This window comes from Sporolactobacillus pectinivorans, assembly GCF_002802965.1.
GTDB lineage: Bacteria > Bacillota > Bacilli > Bacillales > Sporolactobacillaceae > Sporolactobacillus > Sporolactobacillus pectinivorans.
The window spans coordinates 2,009,720-2,026,660 of sequence record NZ_NXGA01000001.1 but is presented as its reverse complement, the minus strand read 5'-3'; the positions used below and the strand labels follow the sequence as shown (position 1 = coordinate 2,026,660).

Below are 16,941 nucleotides of genomic sequence, written 5' to 3'. Positions count from 1 at the left end.
ATTTTTAACTATTATACAAAGAAAAACGCCCAATGTATATTAAAGACGAATTCAAGTAAGGGTGGTTTTTCCATGAACATCGTCACAAAATCAAAAATGACCCAAAAAAAGCTTCCCCATCTTCTTGAGCCGATCGTTAAATCCAGAGCGTTTCGCGCGCTTTGGATCGGCAACACACTTTCAACCTTAGGAAGTTCGATTACCTTAATCATTTTCCCTATGATTGTGTATTCGCTGAGCCATTCAACGCTGTCGATGGGATTTGTCATGGCCGGCTATATGCTGCCCAATGTTGTCATTCTACCTTTTTCCGGTATGATTGTTGATCGGCTGAACCGGGTTAGGCTCATGCGCGCAGCAGATATCGTTCGAGCGGTTTTAACGTGTTTGGGAATGATCCTTGGTCTCTTGGGGTATCTGACAATTCCCTTGCTGATTGCTATAGCGGCCATGATCGGATTGATGAACGGATTGTTTGATCCTGCATTTGCCGCTTTACGTGCAACCATTTTTACTTCCGACATCCGAACGGGTGCCACGTCACTATCGCAGGCCAGCGTACAATTGATGCGGCTGCTTGGACCTGCACTGGGCGGTATCATTGTTTCCGTATTTTCTGCTCCGATCGGGTTCGGTGTTGATGCAGCAACCTATGTCATTTCATTGATCTGCCTGCTGTTTTTGACCAAAGAAGGACAGGTCCATAAAACATTCACCAGCAGTAAAGAAAGCTTCATCCGTGAATGTTTTGCAGGAATAAGCATCCTCAGCAAACATACATGGCTTTGGATAACAATTCTTGATCTGAGTCTGCTCAATATTTGCCGAAGCGGAATCACAGCAATCTTGATTCCCTGGCTTGTCAAATTTCATTTTGATTTTCCCATTTATGTCTATGGATTGATCATGTCCAGTGAAGGGATTGGCGGTACACTCGCTGCTTTTGTTTACGGAATGAGGAAAAGATGGCAGCATCGGGGACTAATTGCCTATACGGGTATTGGCCTTGGAGGCTGTGCTCTTTTCCTGGTGGCTCTCATTCCGAATGGATTCGCACTGATGTTGCTCATGCTTATTGAGGGTGCCGGCATTATGGTTTTTGGACTGATTTGGGAAATCAGTCTTCAGGAACTGGTTAAAAATGAATCATTCGGACGCGTAGCCAGCCTGGATATGATCGGGTCCTTTGCACTCATGCCGGTTGGTTACATGCTTACTGGCTGGATCGCTCAAGCCATTGGTGGCACTGTCTCCATGCTGATTCTGAGCGGCACGTTGGTTATTTCGACAGCAGCCGTTCTTTTGATTCCTCAGATTCGCCATTTTGATTAACGATGCCCTAAATTCTAATAAAGCGAGGTTTTAAAAATGAATGAAACTATCCGGTTATTACTTAATCATCGCAGTATTCGCGGATTTCCTAATGAAAACATTGCACAGGAGAAGATCGATCTGTTCATTCAGGCGGCACAGCACGCACCGACAAACAGCTTTCTGCAACAGTACTCCATTATTGATATCACGGACGAAATGAAGAAAAAAACATTAGCAGAATCGGTAATCAAACCTACATTGTTGAAGCAAACCGGTTGTTTGTCATCACAGCTGATTTGCATTGGAACGCAGAAATTGCTCAGGAAAAAGGAAAATCCACTGAAGTTTTAGGCTCGTTCGATTATTTTCTAAGATCGTTAAGTGATGCATTCATATCCGCTCAAAATATCGTCATCGCTGCTGAAAGTATGGGAATCGGAATCGTATACCTAGGCAGTATATTGAATGATGCTCAGGCCGTTATTGACTTATTGCATCTTCCAAAATACACTTTTCCGGTGGTCGGCATAGCGATGGGTTACCCTGACCAATCGCCAGAATTAAAACCACGATTACCTGAAAACGAAATTTATCATGAAAATGAATATCACTCTTCGGAGCGATTGGTCCATGACTTAGAAAACTATGATCAAACCGTTTCTCAGTATTATGACCTGCGGCACAAAAATCGCCGGATTGATACGTTTACCAATCAAATTGCAAAAGCAATGGACAAGTGCCCGGAAAAAAGGATGTCCATGCTTGATGTTCTTAAATCTCAAGGTTTTATTCAGTACTGATTTGTTATACAAAAAGCAACCCGGTCACTCAGACGGGCTGCTTTTTTATATTTGGGCAGTAAAAGACAATCAGTGATTAAAGACCATTTTGCTGTCCGCCCTTGAGTTTTTCTTCGCGCGATATTGCTCCTTCAAAAGATCAACGAACAGCTCTGCAGCTTTCGATAATTGCCGCCCTTTCAGATAAACGATCTGCACCAATTGGGAAAGTTCTTCCGTGGCAAATGGAAGGCACGTCACGCGATCACTGTTTATCTTCCGGACAAATGGATCAGGCAAGATGGTCGCTGCCACTCCGTTTTCAGCGAATTTGATTAAAGAATCCATCGTCGAGAATTCAAATTTAGGCTCAATCGTAAAACCTTGTTTCGCAGCTTCGTCATTAATCAATTCGCGGACAAGAAAGTTTGACGGATATAATGCTAAAGGTATTTTAACAAGGTCACAAATCGACAGGACTCTTTTCTTTTGCAGATCTTTTAAAATGTCTTGGGTGGCAATCAATGAAAAATGTTCGGTGTAAAGCGGAATGGAGGTCAAATCAGGTAAATGATATGAAGAACGGACAACACCGATCTCTTTTCTGTTCCCCTCAATGTCCTCTATTGTCTCTTTCGTTGATTTTATATTGGCCTGGATTACAATGCCCGGGTGCAAGTGAGTGTATTGAATCAAAACACGCGTGATTAACTCGTTGCATGAAAAACCAAGCCGCAGGGTGCCCTCTGAACTCCCCTGAAGCTTTTTCAGCCTGGATTCAAATCCGGACAGTTCATTGAAAATACGAGAAGAAGTTTGGTAAAGAAGTTCTCCGGCCTGTGTCGGGTAAATCTTTTTTCCCACACGGTCGAACAAACGTGACCCAATCTCGTCCTCTAAAACCCGAATCTGCTGGCTCAAAGTGGGCTGTGAGATCCCCAATCTTTCTGCAGCTTTTGAAAAGTGAAGTGTCTGGTAAACCGATACAAAATATTTAAGATGCCGAATCTCCAAGTGAATCCCTCCAAACAAAAAACGTGTCATGATCACTGTCCAAAAAATCCAGTATAGTTATCATCTATCGTTTATATAGAATAAATAGTATTGATCTATTATTATAGTCTATCTATACTTAAGTCACAAGATCGAAGGAGGATAAATCAATGAAAATGAAAGCCTGGCTGCTTTTGCTCTTCTGTAATTTATTTTGGGCCGGTAATATGATTGTCGGGAAATTTGTTACCGCGCATTTTCCAACAGTCTGGATGATATTTACCAGATGGCTGATCGCTTTCCTTTTTTTATGGCCGCTTGCCCACTTTCTGGAACATCCAAAATGGTGGAAACTATTTAAAGAAAATTATCTGATCCTTCTTTTTATGTCTGTTATTGGAACCGTTCTGTACAATTGGATCACCTATACGGCTTTAAGATACACAACATCACTCAACGCTTCACTGATCAACGCCCTTAATCCAGGTCTGATTATCTTATTCTCGGCAATATTGCTGCACGCCCGAATGAAGATCGGACAAATAATTGGATTAGTTCTATCTTTCGCAGGTGTATTACTTGTCATTACCAAAGGACAGCTGCTGCTGGTCTTCCAGACGCATTACAATAAAGGGGATGCCCTCATGCTGATTGTTATTTTTATGTGGGCGATCTATTCCATTGTCGGACGGGCGGCAAAAAACGTGCCCCCAATTACACTAATCGCCATCACTTCATTTATAGGGTTTATTGTGACGCTTCCGTTTCTGCCATTGTATCCGATAAAGCCATCAAATCTCAATTTGTCGGCAGTGATTGGAATAGTTTTTATTGGTATCTTCCCGTCGTTTCTATCCTTTGTGATGTGGAATATGGGCACGCGAATGTTAGGTCCCGGAGTCGCCGGACTGTCGATGAATCTAATCTGTGTCTTCACAGCGATCATCAGCGCCTTACTGGGTGAAAAACTTCTCCCGTCTCAAATAATTGGCGGCTTAATTATTATTTTCGGCATCGCATTAAGTTCGGGAACCCCGATTTTCCACAGAAAAGTATCTTTGAAAAAAGCAGAACTGCTCAACAAACCATGAGCAGTTCTGCTTTTTTAGATCATAAGTTGAACAGCCACGCATATCACCTCTGTATGAACAAGATGCTTAGCTGGCAAAGTTGTTTAACTTTACTCACTGTCAATTAGTAAATTACGTGCTAAGCGACATTGTTAAGAGCGACTAATATTTTTTCAGGACAACCGATTTGGCCCACCGACCACACAATCAGAGGATCAAATCGAAACAAGGAAAAATGTTCCAACTTAACCAGTATCCTCAACACTCACATTATTCTGCAATGTTATGAAAACCACGTTGAAGAAAACGCATAAATTGTTCTTTTTCTTCTTTTGTAAAATCTTTTAATAAACGGTTGTTATATTCTTTCACCGACTTGATGACATCTTTTTCAATCGCTTTAGATTCTTCTGTTAAAAACAAATTAATTTCCCTTTTGTCATTTTCATTTTGAACGCGCTTGATCAAGCCACGTTTTTCCATTCTTTTAATGACGCCGGATGCAGTTGAAACTTTAACATGTAATACTTCTTGTATGGTAGAAAGTGTAATTCCTTCTTCTTCCCATACAATCGAAAGGACTGCCCATTGGCTTAAGGTAACATCAAATTTTTTTATTAATTCATTTTCTAATTGATTTGATCCAGTATTAGCTAATCGATTAATCATAAATCCATGGCTTTTGAAAAGATTCAAACGTTAACGCTCCTTAAATTTCTTAATTTGATCCTCTGTCCAATCAAATATGACTTGGCTGGCAAGAGACTGATTCCCTTCCTGACAATGCGCTTGAGCTCCAAAAGTAGTGTCAAAAACAAATTCATCGTAGGGACATATCAATTTTTCTTTTAGATTATCAAGCTGGCTTATCGAAGCAAAATGGTCATGCGTGCCTGCCAGTAATAATGTTGGACAAGAAATTTGATCAGCAATGTTTTTTACTGTATATTTTTTTACAACAGCCGGTAACTCAAAAATATTTTTACACCCAAATACCCACAGACCATTTTGAATGAGCCAGGAAGCATTTGCATCTAGGCGGTTCAAATCAATCTTCATATCGTTAGACTGCATATGATCGATATTTTTAAGAAATGGGTTCTTTTCTGTTATTGCATCCCATACATCCGTAAAAACATCAAATAAAATACATACATTTATTCTTTTTTCAAATGCTGCTGCTCTCGCTGCATAATAACCGCCTAAACTCATACCCATTAACGCAATAAAATGATTCGTGTTGACTTCTGTATGTTGGTCTAGATAATCTAAAACAGCAGTTACTGGTTTTTCAAAATCATATTGAGCAACTACATTTTGAATACGCAACGTCTCCCCTTGACCGGGTCCATCAAAAATTAAAACATTGAAACCGCGTTTTATTGCAGCAGCCCCTCCCGCAAAATATAACTCTTCTACCGTGGAATCATACCCGCCGATAAAAATCAGAGTAGGTGCATTTTTATCGACCATATATAAATAGCTGCTCAAGTAATATCCTTTAAATGGTATATTGATTTGAGAATAACTCACATCGACGAGTACCATTGCATTTCTAAATGCCTTGACGCTTTTTTTGTAACATTCTATCCGCTTAGGCTCATTGTTTTTCAAAAAGAATTCGGCTGCACGAAAGTAATTGCTTGCTCGAAGAAAAGCTTCTTTTGCACTTACAAAATGATGTCCTTTCATAGACTGATCAGCCAATTGATTAACTCGTTCGGCCATTCCATACCATTCATTATACCAGCTGGTAAAATCTCCTTCTTTAATCTGATTCGTAATTGTTTGTACTTCTCCAATTTCAGCGCCTTGGTAATTGTAATAGTTCAGTGTCCTTATTGTTTCAAATTCAAAAGCCTGATCTTCAAAAAAAATTCCCATATATCGTTCCTCCTTCAAATATATAGCATGCTATGTAATTAATATATAGCATGCTATATACCGAAGTCAAGCTATAGATTAATTATTGCCAGAACACTGCGAATACAAAGCCATTCTTAGAAGAACAATCCTTTCGAAATGATTCCGGAATTTCCAGACCACATTTAAACAAGGACACTATCCCGTTTCAGTATGTCCGTTTTATTAAATTCAAGCATACGAATTTTTCCCGCTAACCATACCAAGGATCTAAGATGTTTAGAATTTCTCTAATTCAATCATCTCAGACAGGATTATGACCGAACAAGATTTAATTGACAGGTTAAGGCGTTTGCAACACGGACTTCAGCATTGTTTCGTAAATTCGGTTTTGGTAAAGACTTCGCCAATGTAAAATGTTCCATTTAAATAATAGTCACCAATAATCACCGCGCGCGTTCATGGCTGATGATTCTGTCATACCTTGTTAACTTTTCGTCAATGGCTTCAAGTGCCTGGTTTAATGCTTTTTCTTCCTGCAAGATATGCTTCCGATGTTCGAGCAGCATGACCTTGCGTTGGGGGATAGTGTATTCACCCTTTTCCATTAAATCTGCAAATTTCTTCAAGTGTTCAATTGACATGTCCGTTTTCTTAACCTTCAGCAGAAAAGTGATCCATTCCAGATTCTTTTCACTATATATCCTGTATCCCCGCGAATCCCTGGCGACACGCTTAATTAGATTTTCCTTCTCATAGTAACGCAATGTATATTTCGATAAGCCGGTCCTTTCACTGATCTCATCAATGGAATAAAATCGGTCCATATCGATCGCCTCCGATAATTTCTCTTGCGTTAGAGTATACTCTAAACGATATACTTTATCCATTGTCAAGGAGGTACTTATCTATGAATAAAAATTATCGTTTGCAGATCCTTTTTTATTTCATTTCCAGTATTTGTATCGGGATGAGTATCTATGAAAACATCCCCCTCTATTCAAGTCTGATGCGGATACTGCACGTTAGCCAGTCTCAATCCGTTTCGATTGGCAGTATTTTTTCATTAGGCCATGCCATTGGATTTATCATTCTCGGATGGCTGATGAGCAAAATTCATCATAAAAAGCTATTACTGACAGCTTTTATCCTACTCATTCTAGATACATTTCTTATCGGTATCCTGCATACTTTTCCAGCGATTATGGCTGCGCGTTTTTTTCAGGGACTTTTTTCGAGTGCATTCGTGCCAATTATTTTTTCGGTCATTCTGCGCTATTTTCCCGGAAAAATGATACCGCTGGCTAATAGTGCAGTCACCTCTGGTTTTGTCGCCGCAAGTGTCATTGGGCAATTATTTGCTTCCTCATTGTTTCAGTCTGGTGGATGGTTTCTCATTTATACGGTACAGGCGGTAATATACGCAGCTATTTTTCCTTTTTTGCTTAAGCTGATCCCTGCATCTGCACCGCATACAAGCAGCAACGCTTCGTTTGCACATGCCCTTGTTCAACTTGTTCGAGACTATCGACTTTGGCTGTGCTACGTTGTCACGTTCACCTTGCTTTTTGCGTTCGTCAGCATGTATACGATGGTCGGAACTTATTACGCCGGTACATCAGGAAATTTTCTGCTTGTTTTCAGAAGCTTTGGCCTGATTGGGATCGTTTGTGCCATTTACATCAGTTCGAGGACAAAAAAATGGACATTGAATCAGTTACTGTCATTGGGCTTATTATCCTCATCTGTCGGTATTATTTTGATGGCCTTTGTCCATACATCTATACTGCTGATTCTTTTCAGCATTCTTTTTGCTTTCGGTATCACCCTGACGCTGCCAATGGTTGTCTCTGTTATAGGCAGATTCGCAGGAAAAGAGGCTAGTTCAGCGATTATACTCTATACTTTTATTCTTTTTGTTGGTGCAACAGCCGGGCCGATCGTGCTGAGTCCAATGTTTGCCGTCACTGATCTTATTGCGGCCCCTTTCTTTTGCTTGGGTGTATCCTGTTTATTAGTTTTTTGTGCTCCTTATTCATCGCAACGGGAAAAATGGAACAAAATGAAACAAAATAAACCAGTAATCAGAGCTTTTCATGCTTTTTGATAAAACAACACCCGCCCGTTCGAGAGTGAACGGACAGGTGTTGTTTTTTATACTGAATCATCATTATAATTCATAAATTGACTTTTTTCATACCGTCATCAGGATAACGTTCTCCTGAGGCAGCCCCATTCGGCATGACCTCGTTGATTCGTTTCAAGTCTTCTTCTGTTAGCCGGATATCAAGGGCACCTAGATTTTCTTCCAGATACGTTATTCTTTTGGTTCCTGGAATAGGAACGATATCTTCGCCCTGTGCAAGCAGCCAGGCTAACGCCAGTTGCGAAGCTTTGCAGTTCTTTTCCTGAGCGCGATCCACAAGCTGCAAGTTCTTTTGAAAATTTTCTCCCTGGAATCGAGGTGAAAAGCGCCGGAAGTCATCCTCTGCAAGGTCATCAAACTTCTTTATTTGTCCGGTTAGAAAACCTCTCCCCAATGGACTATAGCAAACGAACCCGATGCCCAGTTCCCGACAGGCAGGTAAAATCTCGTCTTCTACATCCCTGGACCATAGAGAATACTCCGTTTGCACGGCCGCAATTGGATGGACTTTATTCGCCCTTCTAAGCGTTGCCGCGGAAGCTTCGCTGAGACCAATATAACGGATTTTCCCCGCTTTCACTAAATCAGACATGGCACCCACTGTTTCTTCTATCGGCGTATCTGTGTCCACACGATGCTGATAGTACAAGTCGATATAGTCCACACCCAGGCGCAACAGGCTGGCATCACAAGCTTTTTTTACATATTCTGGACGTCCGTTGATCCCTAGAAAAGCACCTGTCTCATCCCGGACGTTTCCAAACTTAGTGGCCAGGATGACTTGATCGCGGTAGCCCCTGATTGCCCGCCCAACCAGTTTCTCGTTCATACCATTGCCGTACATGTCCGCCGTGTCCAGAAAATCCAAACCTAATGCAAGCGCACGATGAATCGTCCGGATCGATTCCTGATCATCTTTCGCTCCATAGAATTCAGACATTCCCATACAGCCCAGTCCCAACGCAGAAACTTTTAATCCCGTCTTCCCAAGCTTTCTTTTTTCCACGCTTACTCCTCCTCGCTTCATTCTGATAGCGCACCCTCAGGTTTACAAGATAACTTTACAACCTGGAGCATACCCTAAGTCAATCAATTTGATTAGGAGTCCCTTCCTTTTTTCACTGGAAAAACTAGATTATCCAATGTCTAAATAACCTTTATAACAAAAATGACCCTTTATCAAACAAAGGGTCTCATTCATCACTCTTTTATACTTTCAATATTGTCTAAATCATCTGCCGATCTTATGACGACCTCCACGGAAATGATGGATACCATGTGCTCTTAATGATACATATCTATTTCCAATATTTGTGGTGGAAAAATTTGTACCGTTTGAGCTTAAGGAAGAAGGAGTGATTAAAAGCCGATTCAGTGCATTCACAACAGCTAGTGGTTCTACTTTGTTACCCTTACTATTGATTGCTTTATTATTTGCCGTTGTGTTTGCGTACTGAACAACACCCGTATTAGCTAATGGATACAGGTTCCCACTTCCATTCGATGGATCTTCACTTATCCACTCTGCTGACGTTCCAATTCCTTGAGCATAGGTACTGTTTAGTTTGGCCGAATTGACCGAAATATTTTTTGTGGCTTTCTTGCCATTAGGTTCAATAACCTGAAACTGTAAATACCAAGTATTATTACGCCCCTGATAAATCTTCGCGTAAATTCTGGACCCGACAGGCACCGTCATAATATCTTGAGCATTAGCAGGGAGCTGTTCCCAAAACAGGGTTGCAACCTCACGATTTCCCTGAAATTGCTCAATAGTTCCCATCTGAAGAAGATCGCCTGAACTTATACCACCCAAGCCGATCCATTGTGATCCGAGTGAAGACGAACTGCCCGATGCTACGGGTACCACCCAGCTTCCATCTACACTCGTATATTTAAGTGAATCCGAGCGGGTCACTGCATAACCGGCCCAATTTGAGGATTCTTCGGTGCCCACGGGCAAATTAATCCGAGAAGCACTGAATTCTGGATATCGAACTCGAAAACTTTTGCGAGCATATCCTGCATGTACGGTATCATTGGCATTATAGACGGGACTTGCTTGCGCCAAATGGGCATCTGTCGGAAGAATAATAGTGAAAGCAGCGACAAATATCAACGAGATCATAGATATTAATTTTATTTTCAAAACTATGTTCTCCTCTCTTAATTAATTTATGTACCTATTCTCAAACATTATTATCGTACGGTCACTTATAAAAATTTATAAATATGTATAAAAAATCACAAAGTTAAAAGCAGTCGATTCTATTTGCTCCTAAACGATTAGGTATACCCACAGGCACACCCCGTCCACCGATACGGAAAAGCTAGAATCGTCCCAAAGACAAATTGACAAAGTTGTGAACGGAGGCTAAAATTTATAATTGATAATGATAATCATTTACTTTTAATTATATAATTTGGGAGGCTCATTAATGGCTGGACGCATACATCTGAAACCACTGCTCATCAGCATCGCCGCTCTTTTGATTATTGGAGTCTTTATCTGGCAGGCTGTAACTTCGGGAGGCAATCCTGTCGATCCGACCGTTCACCGGATGAGCCTGGCAATGGGTATTGTCAATACCGGAATTCTTGTTTTTCGCGAGGGTCTTGAAGCAATACTTGTGCTATCTGCTCTGACTGCAGGACTGATGCGGACAAAACAAGTCTTCTGGAAACCAATCGCTTCAGGATCAGGCCTGGGTTTTCTGGCCACACTCGTGACCTGGTTTATTGTGGTCGGAATCATTTCACTATTCGCAGCCACTACCTCAGAACTTAATATTCAGGCAGCGACCGGACTTCTGGCTATCGCCGTGCTCCTGTTGGTCATGAACTGGTTCTTTCACAAGATTTACTGGACCGCCTGGATCGGCGCACACAATAAGAAAAAAAACGAATTGATTCAGTTCTCTCACACTAATAAAGGTAATGCTGCTTTTGCAGGCCTGGCCTTGCTCGGTTTTACAGCCGTTTATCGCGAGGGTTTTGAAGTCGATCTTTTTCTTCAGACGATCCGAATGCAGGCCGGCAATTTTGTTGTCCTGATCGGGGCCGTGATCGGACTTTTTCTGACACTCATTGTTGCGGTATTGACCTTCGTTGTCCAGCGGAAACTTCCTTATAAAAAAATGCTCATCCTCACGGGGATCATGCTTGGCATGGTACTGATTGTTATGGTCGGTGAAAACGTACAGGAAATGCAGTTGGCCGGGTGGATTGCAACAACAAACATCGGGGTGCCAATACCAGACTGGGTCGGCCTTTGGTTTGCCATTTTCCCGAATATTGAAGGAATCGTCGCTCAGACCGGTGCTGTGCTGCTCGTCCTTGGTTCTTATTTCATTGCACAGTATATGCGCTCATGGAAACCAAGAAAACAGTCACAGTTGAATCGTGGAATATGAAATTATAAGATATAATATATTCCAGATAAATTCCGGTCATTAGAAAGTAAAGCTCTCTCAAAGCTGAGGGAACTTTTGTATTTATTGTATTGGTGCTCGTGCTCTCTGTTGTGGCTGCCGGTCAATAGTATCTGGTCATGGAACAAAGAAGTTGGATTTTTTATCTGCAACCATCTATAGCAATAGCCCGGGATAATTTCACCTGTTTCTTTATTTCTATGGCAAATATCACAGAAAGATTCGGCGCCATTCGGTATAATGGCCCTCGTAAGTATCCGGTAGTGAATGAACGAGCACTGGAGCAGAGTTTGTTGTTTTATACAAAATGTTTTTATAAGGAGTTGTGCGTTTTGAAAAGAATCATATCATTGAACACAATGGATCTGAGAGCATCCGCAAAGCATGGTGGACACGGAGAATGCCAGACATCCTGTCAGTCTGCTTGCAAAACGTCTTGCGGCGTGGCCAATCAGAAATGTGCCGAACCGGCGAACAGATAAGAAACAGGAATGTGCCGCCTGACTCTTTCGCAGATGGGCGGCAATTTTTTTTGACAAAGGAGTCTGACAGTCAGTTATGATTCATCAATATAAATTAAATGGATGCAACATCGTACTCGACACTTACAGTGGAGCTGTGCATGTTGTCGACGATCTTGCCTATGACATTATTGCCCTTTATGAGGATACTGTTCCAGAACAGATTGTCGCCAGAATGCTGAAGAAGTATCCCGATGTCTCGGAGGCGGACATATCCGAAACCATCACGGACGTTGATAAACTGAAGAGGGATGGGCAGCTTTTCACTGAAGATACGTATAAAGACCTCTCATTTGATCTGAGAAAACGCAGGACTTACATCAAAGCCCTCTGCCTTAATGTCGCCCACACCTGTAACCTGTCCTGTGAATACTGTTTCGCCAGCCAGGGCAAATATCACGGAGCCCGGGCGATTATGAGCTATGAAGTGGGCAAAAGGGCTATCGACTTTCTGCTTGAAAATTGCGGCTTTCACCGCAATCTGGATGTCGATTTCTTCGGCGGAGAACCGCTGATGGACTGGAAGGTCGTCAAGCAGCTTGTTGCGTACGCGCGCAGCAAAGAGAAAGAGTATGACAAGGCTTTTCGCTTCACGCTCACGACTAACGGCATGCTGCTCAAAGATGATGTCATCGATTTTCTAAACAAAGAAATGCACAATGTCGTATTGAGCCTTGACGGACGTAAAGAAGTGCACGACCGTCTCCGTAAGACAGTCAACGGCAAGGGCAGCTACGATTTTATTGTTCCTAAGTTCCAGAATTTCGTCAAAAAGCGCGGCGACAAAGAATATTATGTCCGTGGAACTTTCACCCATAATAATGTTGATTTCACCAATGACATTTTTCATATGGCTGACCTTGGATTCGACCGCCTCTCGATGGAACCGGTAATCTGTGATCCAAAAGAACCTTACGCACTGAAGCAGGAGGATCTTCTTGAGATTTACAGGCAGTATGAGATTCTCGCTAAAGAAATGCTCAAACGTGAGGAGGAGGGTCATGGTTTCATTTTCTACCACTACATGCTTGACCTGACGGAAGGCCCTTGCATCCATAAAAGAATATCGGGCTGCGGTTCCGGAACCGAATATCTCGCGGTTACGCCTTGGGGCGAGCTTTTCCCCTGTCATCAGTTTGTCGGGGATGAAGCCTACAGTATGGGAAATATATGGGATGGAATAACAAAACCGGAGCTGCAAAACGAATTTAAACAAGTCAACTGCTATTCTAAGCCCGAATGTCAGAATTGCTGGGCAAAGCTCTATTGCAGCGGTGGTTGTCCCGCCAATTCACTGCACGCCACCGGTTCTCTCAGGGGAAATTTCGAATTCAGCTGCGACATTTTCCGCAAGCGGGTTGAATGCGCCATAATGATTAAAGTTGTTGAATCGATGAGAGAAATGGAAAAAGAAAAACAAATCGTGGATAAAGAAGCATAAATACAGAAAAAAAACCAGGACTGAGCATCTTCAGACAAGAATCTGACGGGTGCTCAGCCTTTTTTTGAAAATGTAGAATGAAAACAAACTGCTGATCAGCGTTTTATCCAGTGCACCTATGCTTTGCACAAAAGTTTTGGATCGATATGGATGTCTTTTTGCCGTTCCCCGAATTGCAGACAAGATTCAATCATTCTCTTATTAGAAATGCAAACACAAGAGCGGGCAGGAAAGCAAGTACACAAATCAAGGCCATCATTCGTTACTACTTTGTCTTTCAAATATGTCCTTCAAATAGTTTTGAAGGACTGGCATGACTGCCCAATGGAGTCTTAGTAACCGTTGTACAATTTGACTCAAGACAGCTCTTCACATAAGTGAGTCCCCTTCTTCTTTTACAGCAATGAGGTTAGTGTGACAGACGGCACTGCCTGAATGGCCTTGAACAAGCCCGCAATCATGATGGCAGCTGTGCCAAACAACAGGATTGCGGGCTTGTCAGATGAATGTTATGCGGTCAGCCAATATATCAGTCGCTGGTTGCCTTGCTCCGCTGCACTCCGTTGAAGAAAAAGTACAGCACAAATGCAACGGCAAAGCTTACGTAGTAGGACAAATCGCCAATAGCCGGATGTGCTTTCGCAATGAATCCGACATACATGGTTTGATTGAAAAATGGAATGGATACTATGAAACCAATGAGAAACGCCCAAAATCCAGCTTTGAACCTGCCCGAGCCTTCGTAAAACATTGAAATATCACTACGGCTGTGACGAATGAAGACATAGTCACACAATACGACAGCGATAAACGGGCTGATCCAATAGCCGAGAACGAGCAGAAAATTCGAGTAGTTGGAATAATAATTGGTTTTGAATCCGATGTAACTCAGAATTCCTCCCAGAATACCTACCAAGAGAGCGGCAATCCAGCGCTTGGGTGCGATGGTGCGCACCGGCTTGACATCGATGCTGAGCAGGGACATAGATCCAGAATAGATGTTGAGCACATTCGCGGTGATTGTACCGAGAATAATAGCCAGCATAACAATCACGGCGATAGGCTTCGGCAGTATACCGGCAATCAAATCAGTCGGTGTTGCAATAGTGGTGCGGAAAGTGGACAGCCCTATACCAAGCAATTCCAGCCAGATACATGGAATGATGTTGCCCAGTACGACGTAACCGAAAGCGCGTCCTTTTGATGTATTTTCCGGCAGATATCGACTGTAGTCCGAGGTATACGTCATCCATCCCATCATATAGGAAAGAGCGACACCGACAGATAGAATGAATGAAGCAAACGTTCCGCCAAAGATGCCAACGGTTTTCATATTTTCAGGAACATTGAAGTTGATATGAGGGAATGCGTAGATAGTGACAATGACAAAAACGACAGCTAGAAATGCAGCAGACCAATTTTCAACCGAATGAATCAGGTTGTGGCCGTAGATGCTGATCATGGCTTGCAGAGCAATCATGATGATCAGATCCGGCAAAAAGCCGATCGGCAGAAGATATTGCAGCGCGTAAACACCAAGCACGGTATTGACTGTGTACCAGCCGATGCCGCTCACGAAATTCAAAATGCCGGGGAAAAAATTTCCAAAAAATCCGAATGCAGCACGTGATTGAATCAACTGCGGCACGCCCCACTTAAAACCGAATGTGGAGAGCACTCCCATCAACAGCGCTCCGACCACAATACCAATCACAGTGGCAGTGGTTGCCTGCCAGAAACTGAGTCCAAATACACCAACAGCGAGTAATCCAAGAGTCAATGTAGCAAACTCCAGATTGGCACTAAACCACAGTGTGAACAATGATCGAGGTTTGCCGTGCCTCTCGTTCGGTGAAATGGGATCAATGCCGTGCGGTTCAACATGTAACGCTTCCGAACCATATTTTTCTTGAACAGACTGCAAGCGTATCGCTTCCTTTTCTCATGATGATAAAATATGTAACTTGACTTACTGCTCAATAAAAACTTTACGAGAATCGACATCATTCGTCAATATTTTTTCGAACATTTTTTGCGCATTATGAAAAAATGTTCGGCATATCCGTTAGCTCGACTACAATTTGACACTAATAGCGCCCTATTTTGTTCAGTTTAACTTGTCTACTGTATAAGTTCACATTATACGTGCCTGATTATAAAACAAACTTACTCTCTTTAGCCGTAAAGCTTTTTATTCATTCAATGAAACTTTACTACAGTTTGAGCCCCCACTTTATGTCACGGATAAAGCAGCAAAAGCGGAAGGCATGGAGCAGGAAAATGAAACGAACAATCGCGAAGTTTAAAGAGGGCAACCCTTCTTTATGGAAAACATGGAGATCATAAGCATAGAAATGTGCTTGTGATCAACCTCTATTGTATTGACCCTCGCGCTATGGCGTGGGAATGTTTTTATGTATGCCCCGGTCAATCCCAGGGACCCTGAATGATTTCAAATAGAGTTTCTGATTCGGATAAATCGTGCTGAAGTCAGATGGCTAATGGTTTTCAAAGCCTGAATCGTTGTGCCATGGCTATTAGCAATCGCCCAAAGCGAACCTCCCAACTTAACGATGTATTCCGGCCTAGCCGCTGGTATCCTCGTAACCGTGCTCGTCAGCACGTAGACAGCGTGCTTATTACTGCTCAGTATCGTCCAGTTCGTACCCACATTGACAACCTGCACCTTGTCATTATGGTTCAGCCTGACGATGATTTTTCCACCGGGGGCGTCATGTATATTCAAAAATGTAGACTTAACATAATATGACATTTTCGCGGTGACGGGCATAGGCTTCTTCTTCGGTATGGGTGCCGCCTTAACAAAAGTAAATCCGCCAGTATAATCGATCGAGCAATCAAACCTGCCGCCTTAGCGCTATTGACTGCGCGAGCCATCGGATTGACATAGGTTACCCCTTCAGTCAGTTTAACCGTAACTGCAGAAATGCCGTCCTTTTTTGCTTGCCAAACTCAGCAACCACCGATAATCTTGAAAACTGGAAATGTCGAGAAACAGTTTATTACTCATTTGTTATCAGCACTTTTTATCGGGTGCTTCAGAGGAGAATTGTCAAAAGCAAACTGCAGCGCCGCTTTCAGCTGTTCCGGTGTAAACTTTGTGTGAAACTTATTATTAATCCACGAATCCAGCAGGTCAATCGCGGCAGACATTTTTTCCTCACCATTTGACGGTCCGTATTCCTGTTCAACAAGGCTGATTGCCTTTGCAGCCAGCAAGTTAAAGTCCGACCGTTGTTGTGCTGACAGGCGCGCGTACACGTAAATGAAAAGCGTTACTGCCAAGATTAGTCCAATAGCCAGTCCTATATAAATTGCAATGTCAATAATCATGGTTTTCATCCCTTTCACCATTTGAATTT

At 42.3% G+C, this 16,941-nt stretch carries 18 protein-coding genes and 1 pseudogene; 8 read left to right on the top strand and 11 right to left on the bottom strand.

Features of this window, described 5'->3' with window-relative positions; all coding sequences use genetic code 11:
* Nucleotides 1-72: 72 nt before the first annotated feature.
* From COP04_RS09670 to COP04_RS09665, 3 genes are read left to right on the top strand one after another with little or no spacing between them, the layout of a single operon-like run.
* Complete coding sequence (locus COP04_RS09670; RefSeq protein ID WP_100487791.1) at nucleotides 73-1,332, top strand: MFS transporter; 1,260 nt, start codon at nucleotides 73-75, stop codon at nucleotides 1,330-1,332.
* Between the two features lie 36 nt (nucleotides 1,333-1,368).
* Nucleotides 1,369-1,665: a nitroreductase family protein gene (locus tag COP04_RS20125; RefSeq protein WP_204988037.1), complete on the top strand. Its 297-nt coding sequence runs from the start codon at nucleotides 1,369-1,371 to the stop codon at nucleotides 1,663-1,665.
* Complete coding sequence (locus tag COP04_RS09665) at nucleotides 1,590-2,114, top strand: nitroreductase family protein (protein ID WP_204988036.1); 525 nt, start codon at nucleotides 1,590-1,592, stop codon at nucleotides 2,112-2,114. The genes COP04_RS20125 and COP04_RS09665 overlap by 76 nt, the downstream gene beginning before the upstream one ends.
* Nucleotides 2,115-2,183: 69 nt before the next feature.
* Here the strand turns inward: COP04_RS09665 and COP04_RS09660 are convergent, their stop codons facing one another.
* On the bottom strand, nucleotides 2,184-3,107 hold the full coding sequence (locus tag COP04_RS09660; RefSeq protein ID WP_162297088.1) for a LysR family transcriptional regulator: 924 nt from the start codon (nucleotides 3,105-3,107) through the stop codon (nucleotides 2,184-2,186).
* A gap of 149 nt (nucleotides 3,108-3,256) precedes the next feature.
* Here COP04_RS09660 and COP04_RS09655 point away from each other — a divergent pair, with 149 nt between their 5' ends.
* On the top strand, nucleotides 3,257-4,177 hold the full coding sequence (locus COP04_RS09655; RefSeq protein ID WP_100487789.1) for a DMT family transporter: 921 nt from the start codon (nucleotides 3,257-3,259) through the stop codon (nucleotides 4,175-4,177).
* A gap of 249 nt (nucleotides 4,178-4,426) precedes the next feature.
* Here the strand turns inward: COP04_RS09655 and COP04_RS09650 are convergent, their stop codons facing one another.
* The 3 genes from COP04_RS09650 to COP04_RS09640 all read right to left on the bottom strand — a co-directional run bounded on the left by COP04_RS09650 (nucleotide 4,427) and on the right by COP04_RS09640 (nucleotide 6,846).
* Nucleotides 4,427-4,852: a MarR family winged helix-turn-helix transcriptional regulator gene (locus COP04_RS09650; protein ID WP_100487788.1), complete on the bottom strand. Its 426-nt coding sequence runs from the start codon at nucleotides 4,850-4,852 to the stop codon at nucleotides 4,427-4,429.
* 3 nt (nucleotides 4,853-4,855) lie between these two features.
* Complete coding sequence (locus tag COP04_RS09645; RefSeq protein WP_100487787.1) at nucleotides 4,856-6,040, bottom strand: alpha/beta hydrolase family protein; 1,185 nt, start codon at nucleotides 6,038-6,040, stop codon at nucleotides 4,856-4,858.
* 425 nt (nucleotides 6,041-6,465) lie between these two features.
* Complete coding sequence (locus tag COP04_RS09640) at nucleotides 6,466-6,846, bottom strand: MerR family transcriptional regulator (RefSeq protein ID WP_157800247.1); 381 nt, start codon at nucleotides 6,844-6,846, stop codon at nucleotides 6,466-6,468.
* 83 nt (nucleotides 6,847-6,929) lie between these two features.
* On the opposite strand from COP04_RS09640, the gene COP04_RS09635 reads away from it, so the two are divergent.
* Nucleotides 6,930-8,126: an MFS transporter gene (locus tag COP04_RS09635; RefSeq protein ID WP_100487785.1), complete on the top strand. Its 1,197-nt coding sequence runs from the start codon at nucleotides 6,930-6,932 to the stop codon at nucleotides 8,124-8,126.
* A 70-nt stretch (nucleotides 8,127-8,196) separates the two neighbouring features.
* On the opposite strand, the gene COP04_RS09630 is transcribed toward COP04_RS09635, so the two are convergent.
* A complete protein-coding gene (locus COP04_RS09630; protein WP_100487784.1) occupies nucleotides 8,197-9,171 on the bottom strand; it encodes an aldo/keto reductase in 975 nt (324 codons plus the stop codon).
* Between the two features lie 225 nt (nucleotides 9,172-9,396).
* A complete protein-coding gene (locus COP04_RS09625) occupies nucleotides 9,397-10,314 on the bottom strand; it encodes a G1 family glutamic endopeptidase (protein WP_100487783.1) in 918 nt (305 codons plus the stop codon).
* 289 nt (nucleotides 10,315-10,603) lie between these two features.
* On the opposite strand from COP04_RS09625, the gene COP04_RS09620 reads away from it, so the two are divergent.
* The 3 genes from COP04_RS09620 (at nucleotide 10,604) to scfB (ending at nucleotide 13,558) form a co-directional block, all read left to right on the top strand.
* Nucleotides 10,604-11,578 (top strand): FTR1 family iron permease, encoded by a 975-nt coding sequence (locus tag COP04_RS09620; protein WP_100487782.1) that lies wholly within the window; start codon nucleotides 10,604-10,606, stop codon nucleotides 11,576-11,578.
* Nucleotides 11,579-11,928: 350 nt separating this feature from the next.
* A complete protein-coding gene (scfA, locus tag COP04_RS09615) occupies nucleotides 11,929-12,078 on the top strand; it encodes a six-cysteine ranthipeptide SCIFF (RefSeq protein ID WP_100487781.1) in 150 nt (49 codons plus the stop codon).
* A 76-nt stretch (nucleotides 12,079-12,154) separates the two neighbouring features.
* Nucleotides 12,155-13,558, top strand: a complete 1,404-nt coding sequence (gene scfB, locus COP04_RS09610; RefSeq protein WP_100487780.1) for a thioether cross-link-forming SCIFF peptide maturase — start codon at nucleotides 12,155-12,157, stop codon at nucleotides 13,556-13,558.
* 30 nt (nucleotides 13,559-13,588) lie between these two features.
* Here scfB and COP04_RS19565 read toward each other — a convergent pair whose 3' ends face one another.
* The 5 genes and pseudogenes from COP04_RS19565 to COP04_RS09595 all read right to left on the bottom strand — a co-directional run bounded on the left by COP04_RS19565 (nucleotide 13,589) and on the right by COP04_RS09595 (nucleotide 16,912).
* Entirely contained in the window at nucleotides 13,589-13,741 is a 153-nt protein-coding gene (locus tag COP04_RS19565; RefSeq protein ID WP_157800246.1) for a hypothetical protein, read from the bottom strand.
* A 346-nt stretch (nucleotides 13,742-14,087) separates the two neighbouring features.
* Nucleotides 14,088-15,482, bottom strand: coding sequence for a purine-cytosine permease family protein (locus COP04_RS09605; RefSeq protein ID WP_239984821.1), 1,395 nt, complete (start codon nucleotides 15,480-15,482; stop codon nucleotides 14,088-14,090).
* 528 nt (nucleotides 15,483-16,010) lie between these two features.
* Nucleotides 16,011-16,304 (bottom strand): LysM peptidoglycan-binding domain-containing protein, encoded by a 294-nt coding sequence (locus COP04_RS09600; protein WP_157800245.1) that lies wholly within the window; start codon nucleotides 16,302-16,304, stop codon nucleotides 16,011-16,013.
* Nucleotides 16,301-16,513: pseudogene (locus COP04_RS20755) on the bottom strand (hypothetical protein); the annotation flags it as partial. The gene COP04_RS09600 and the pseudogene COP04_RS20755, both read right to left, overlap by 4 nt.
* Nucleotides 16,514-16,585: 72 nt before the next feature.
* A complete protein-coding gene (locus COP04_RS09595; RefSeq protein WP_157800244.1) occupies nucleotides 16,586-16,912 on the bottom strand; it encodes a hypothetical protein in 327 nt (108 codons plus the stop codon).
* Between the last annotated feature and the right edge of the window lie 29 nt (nucleotides 16,913-16,941).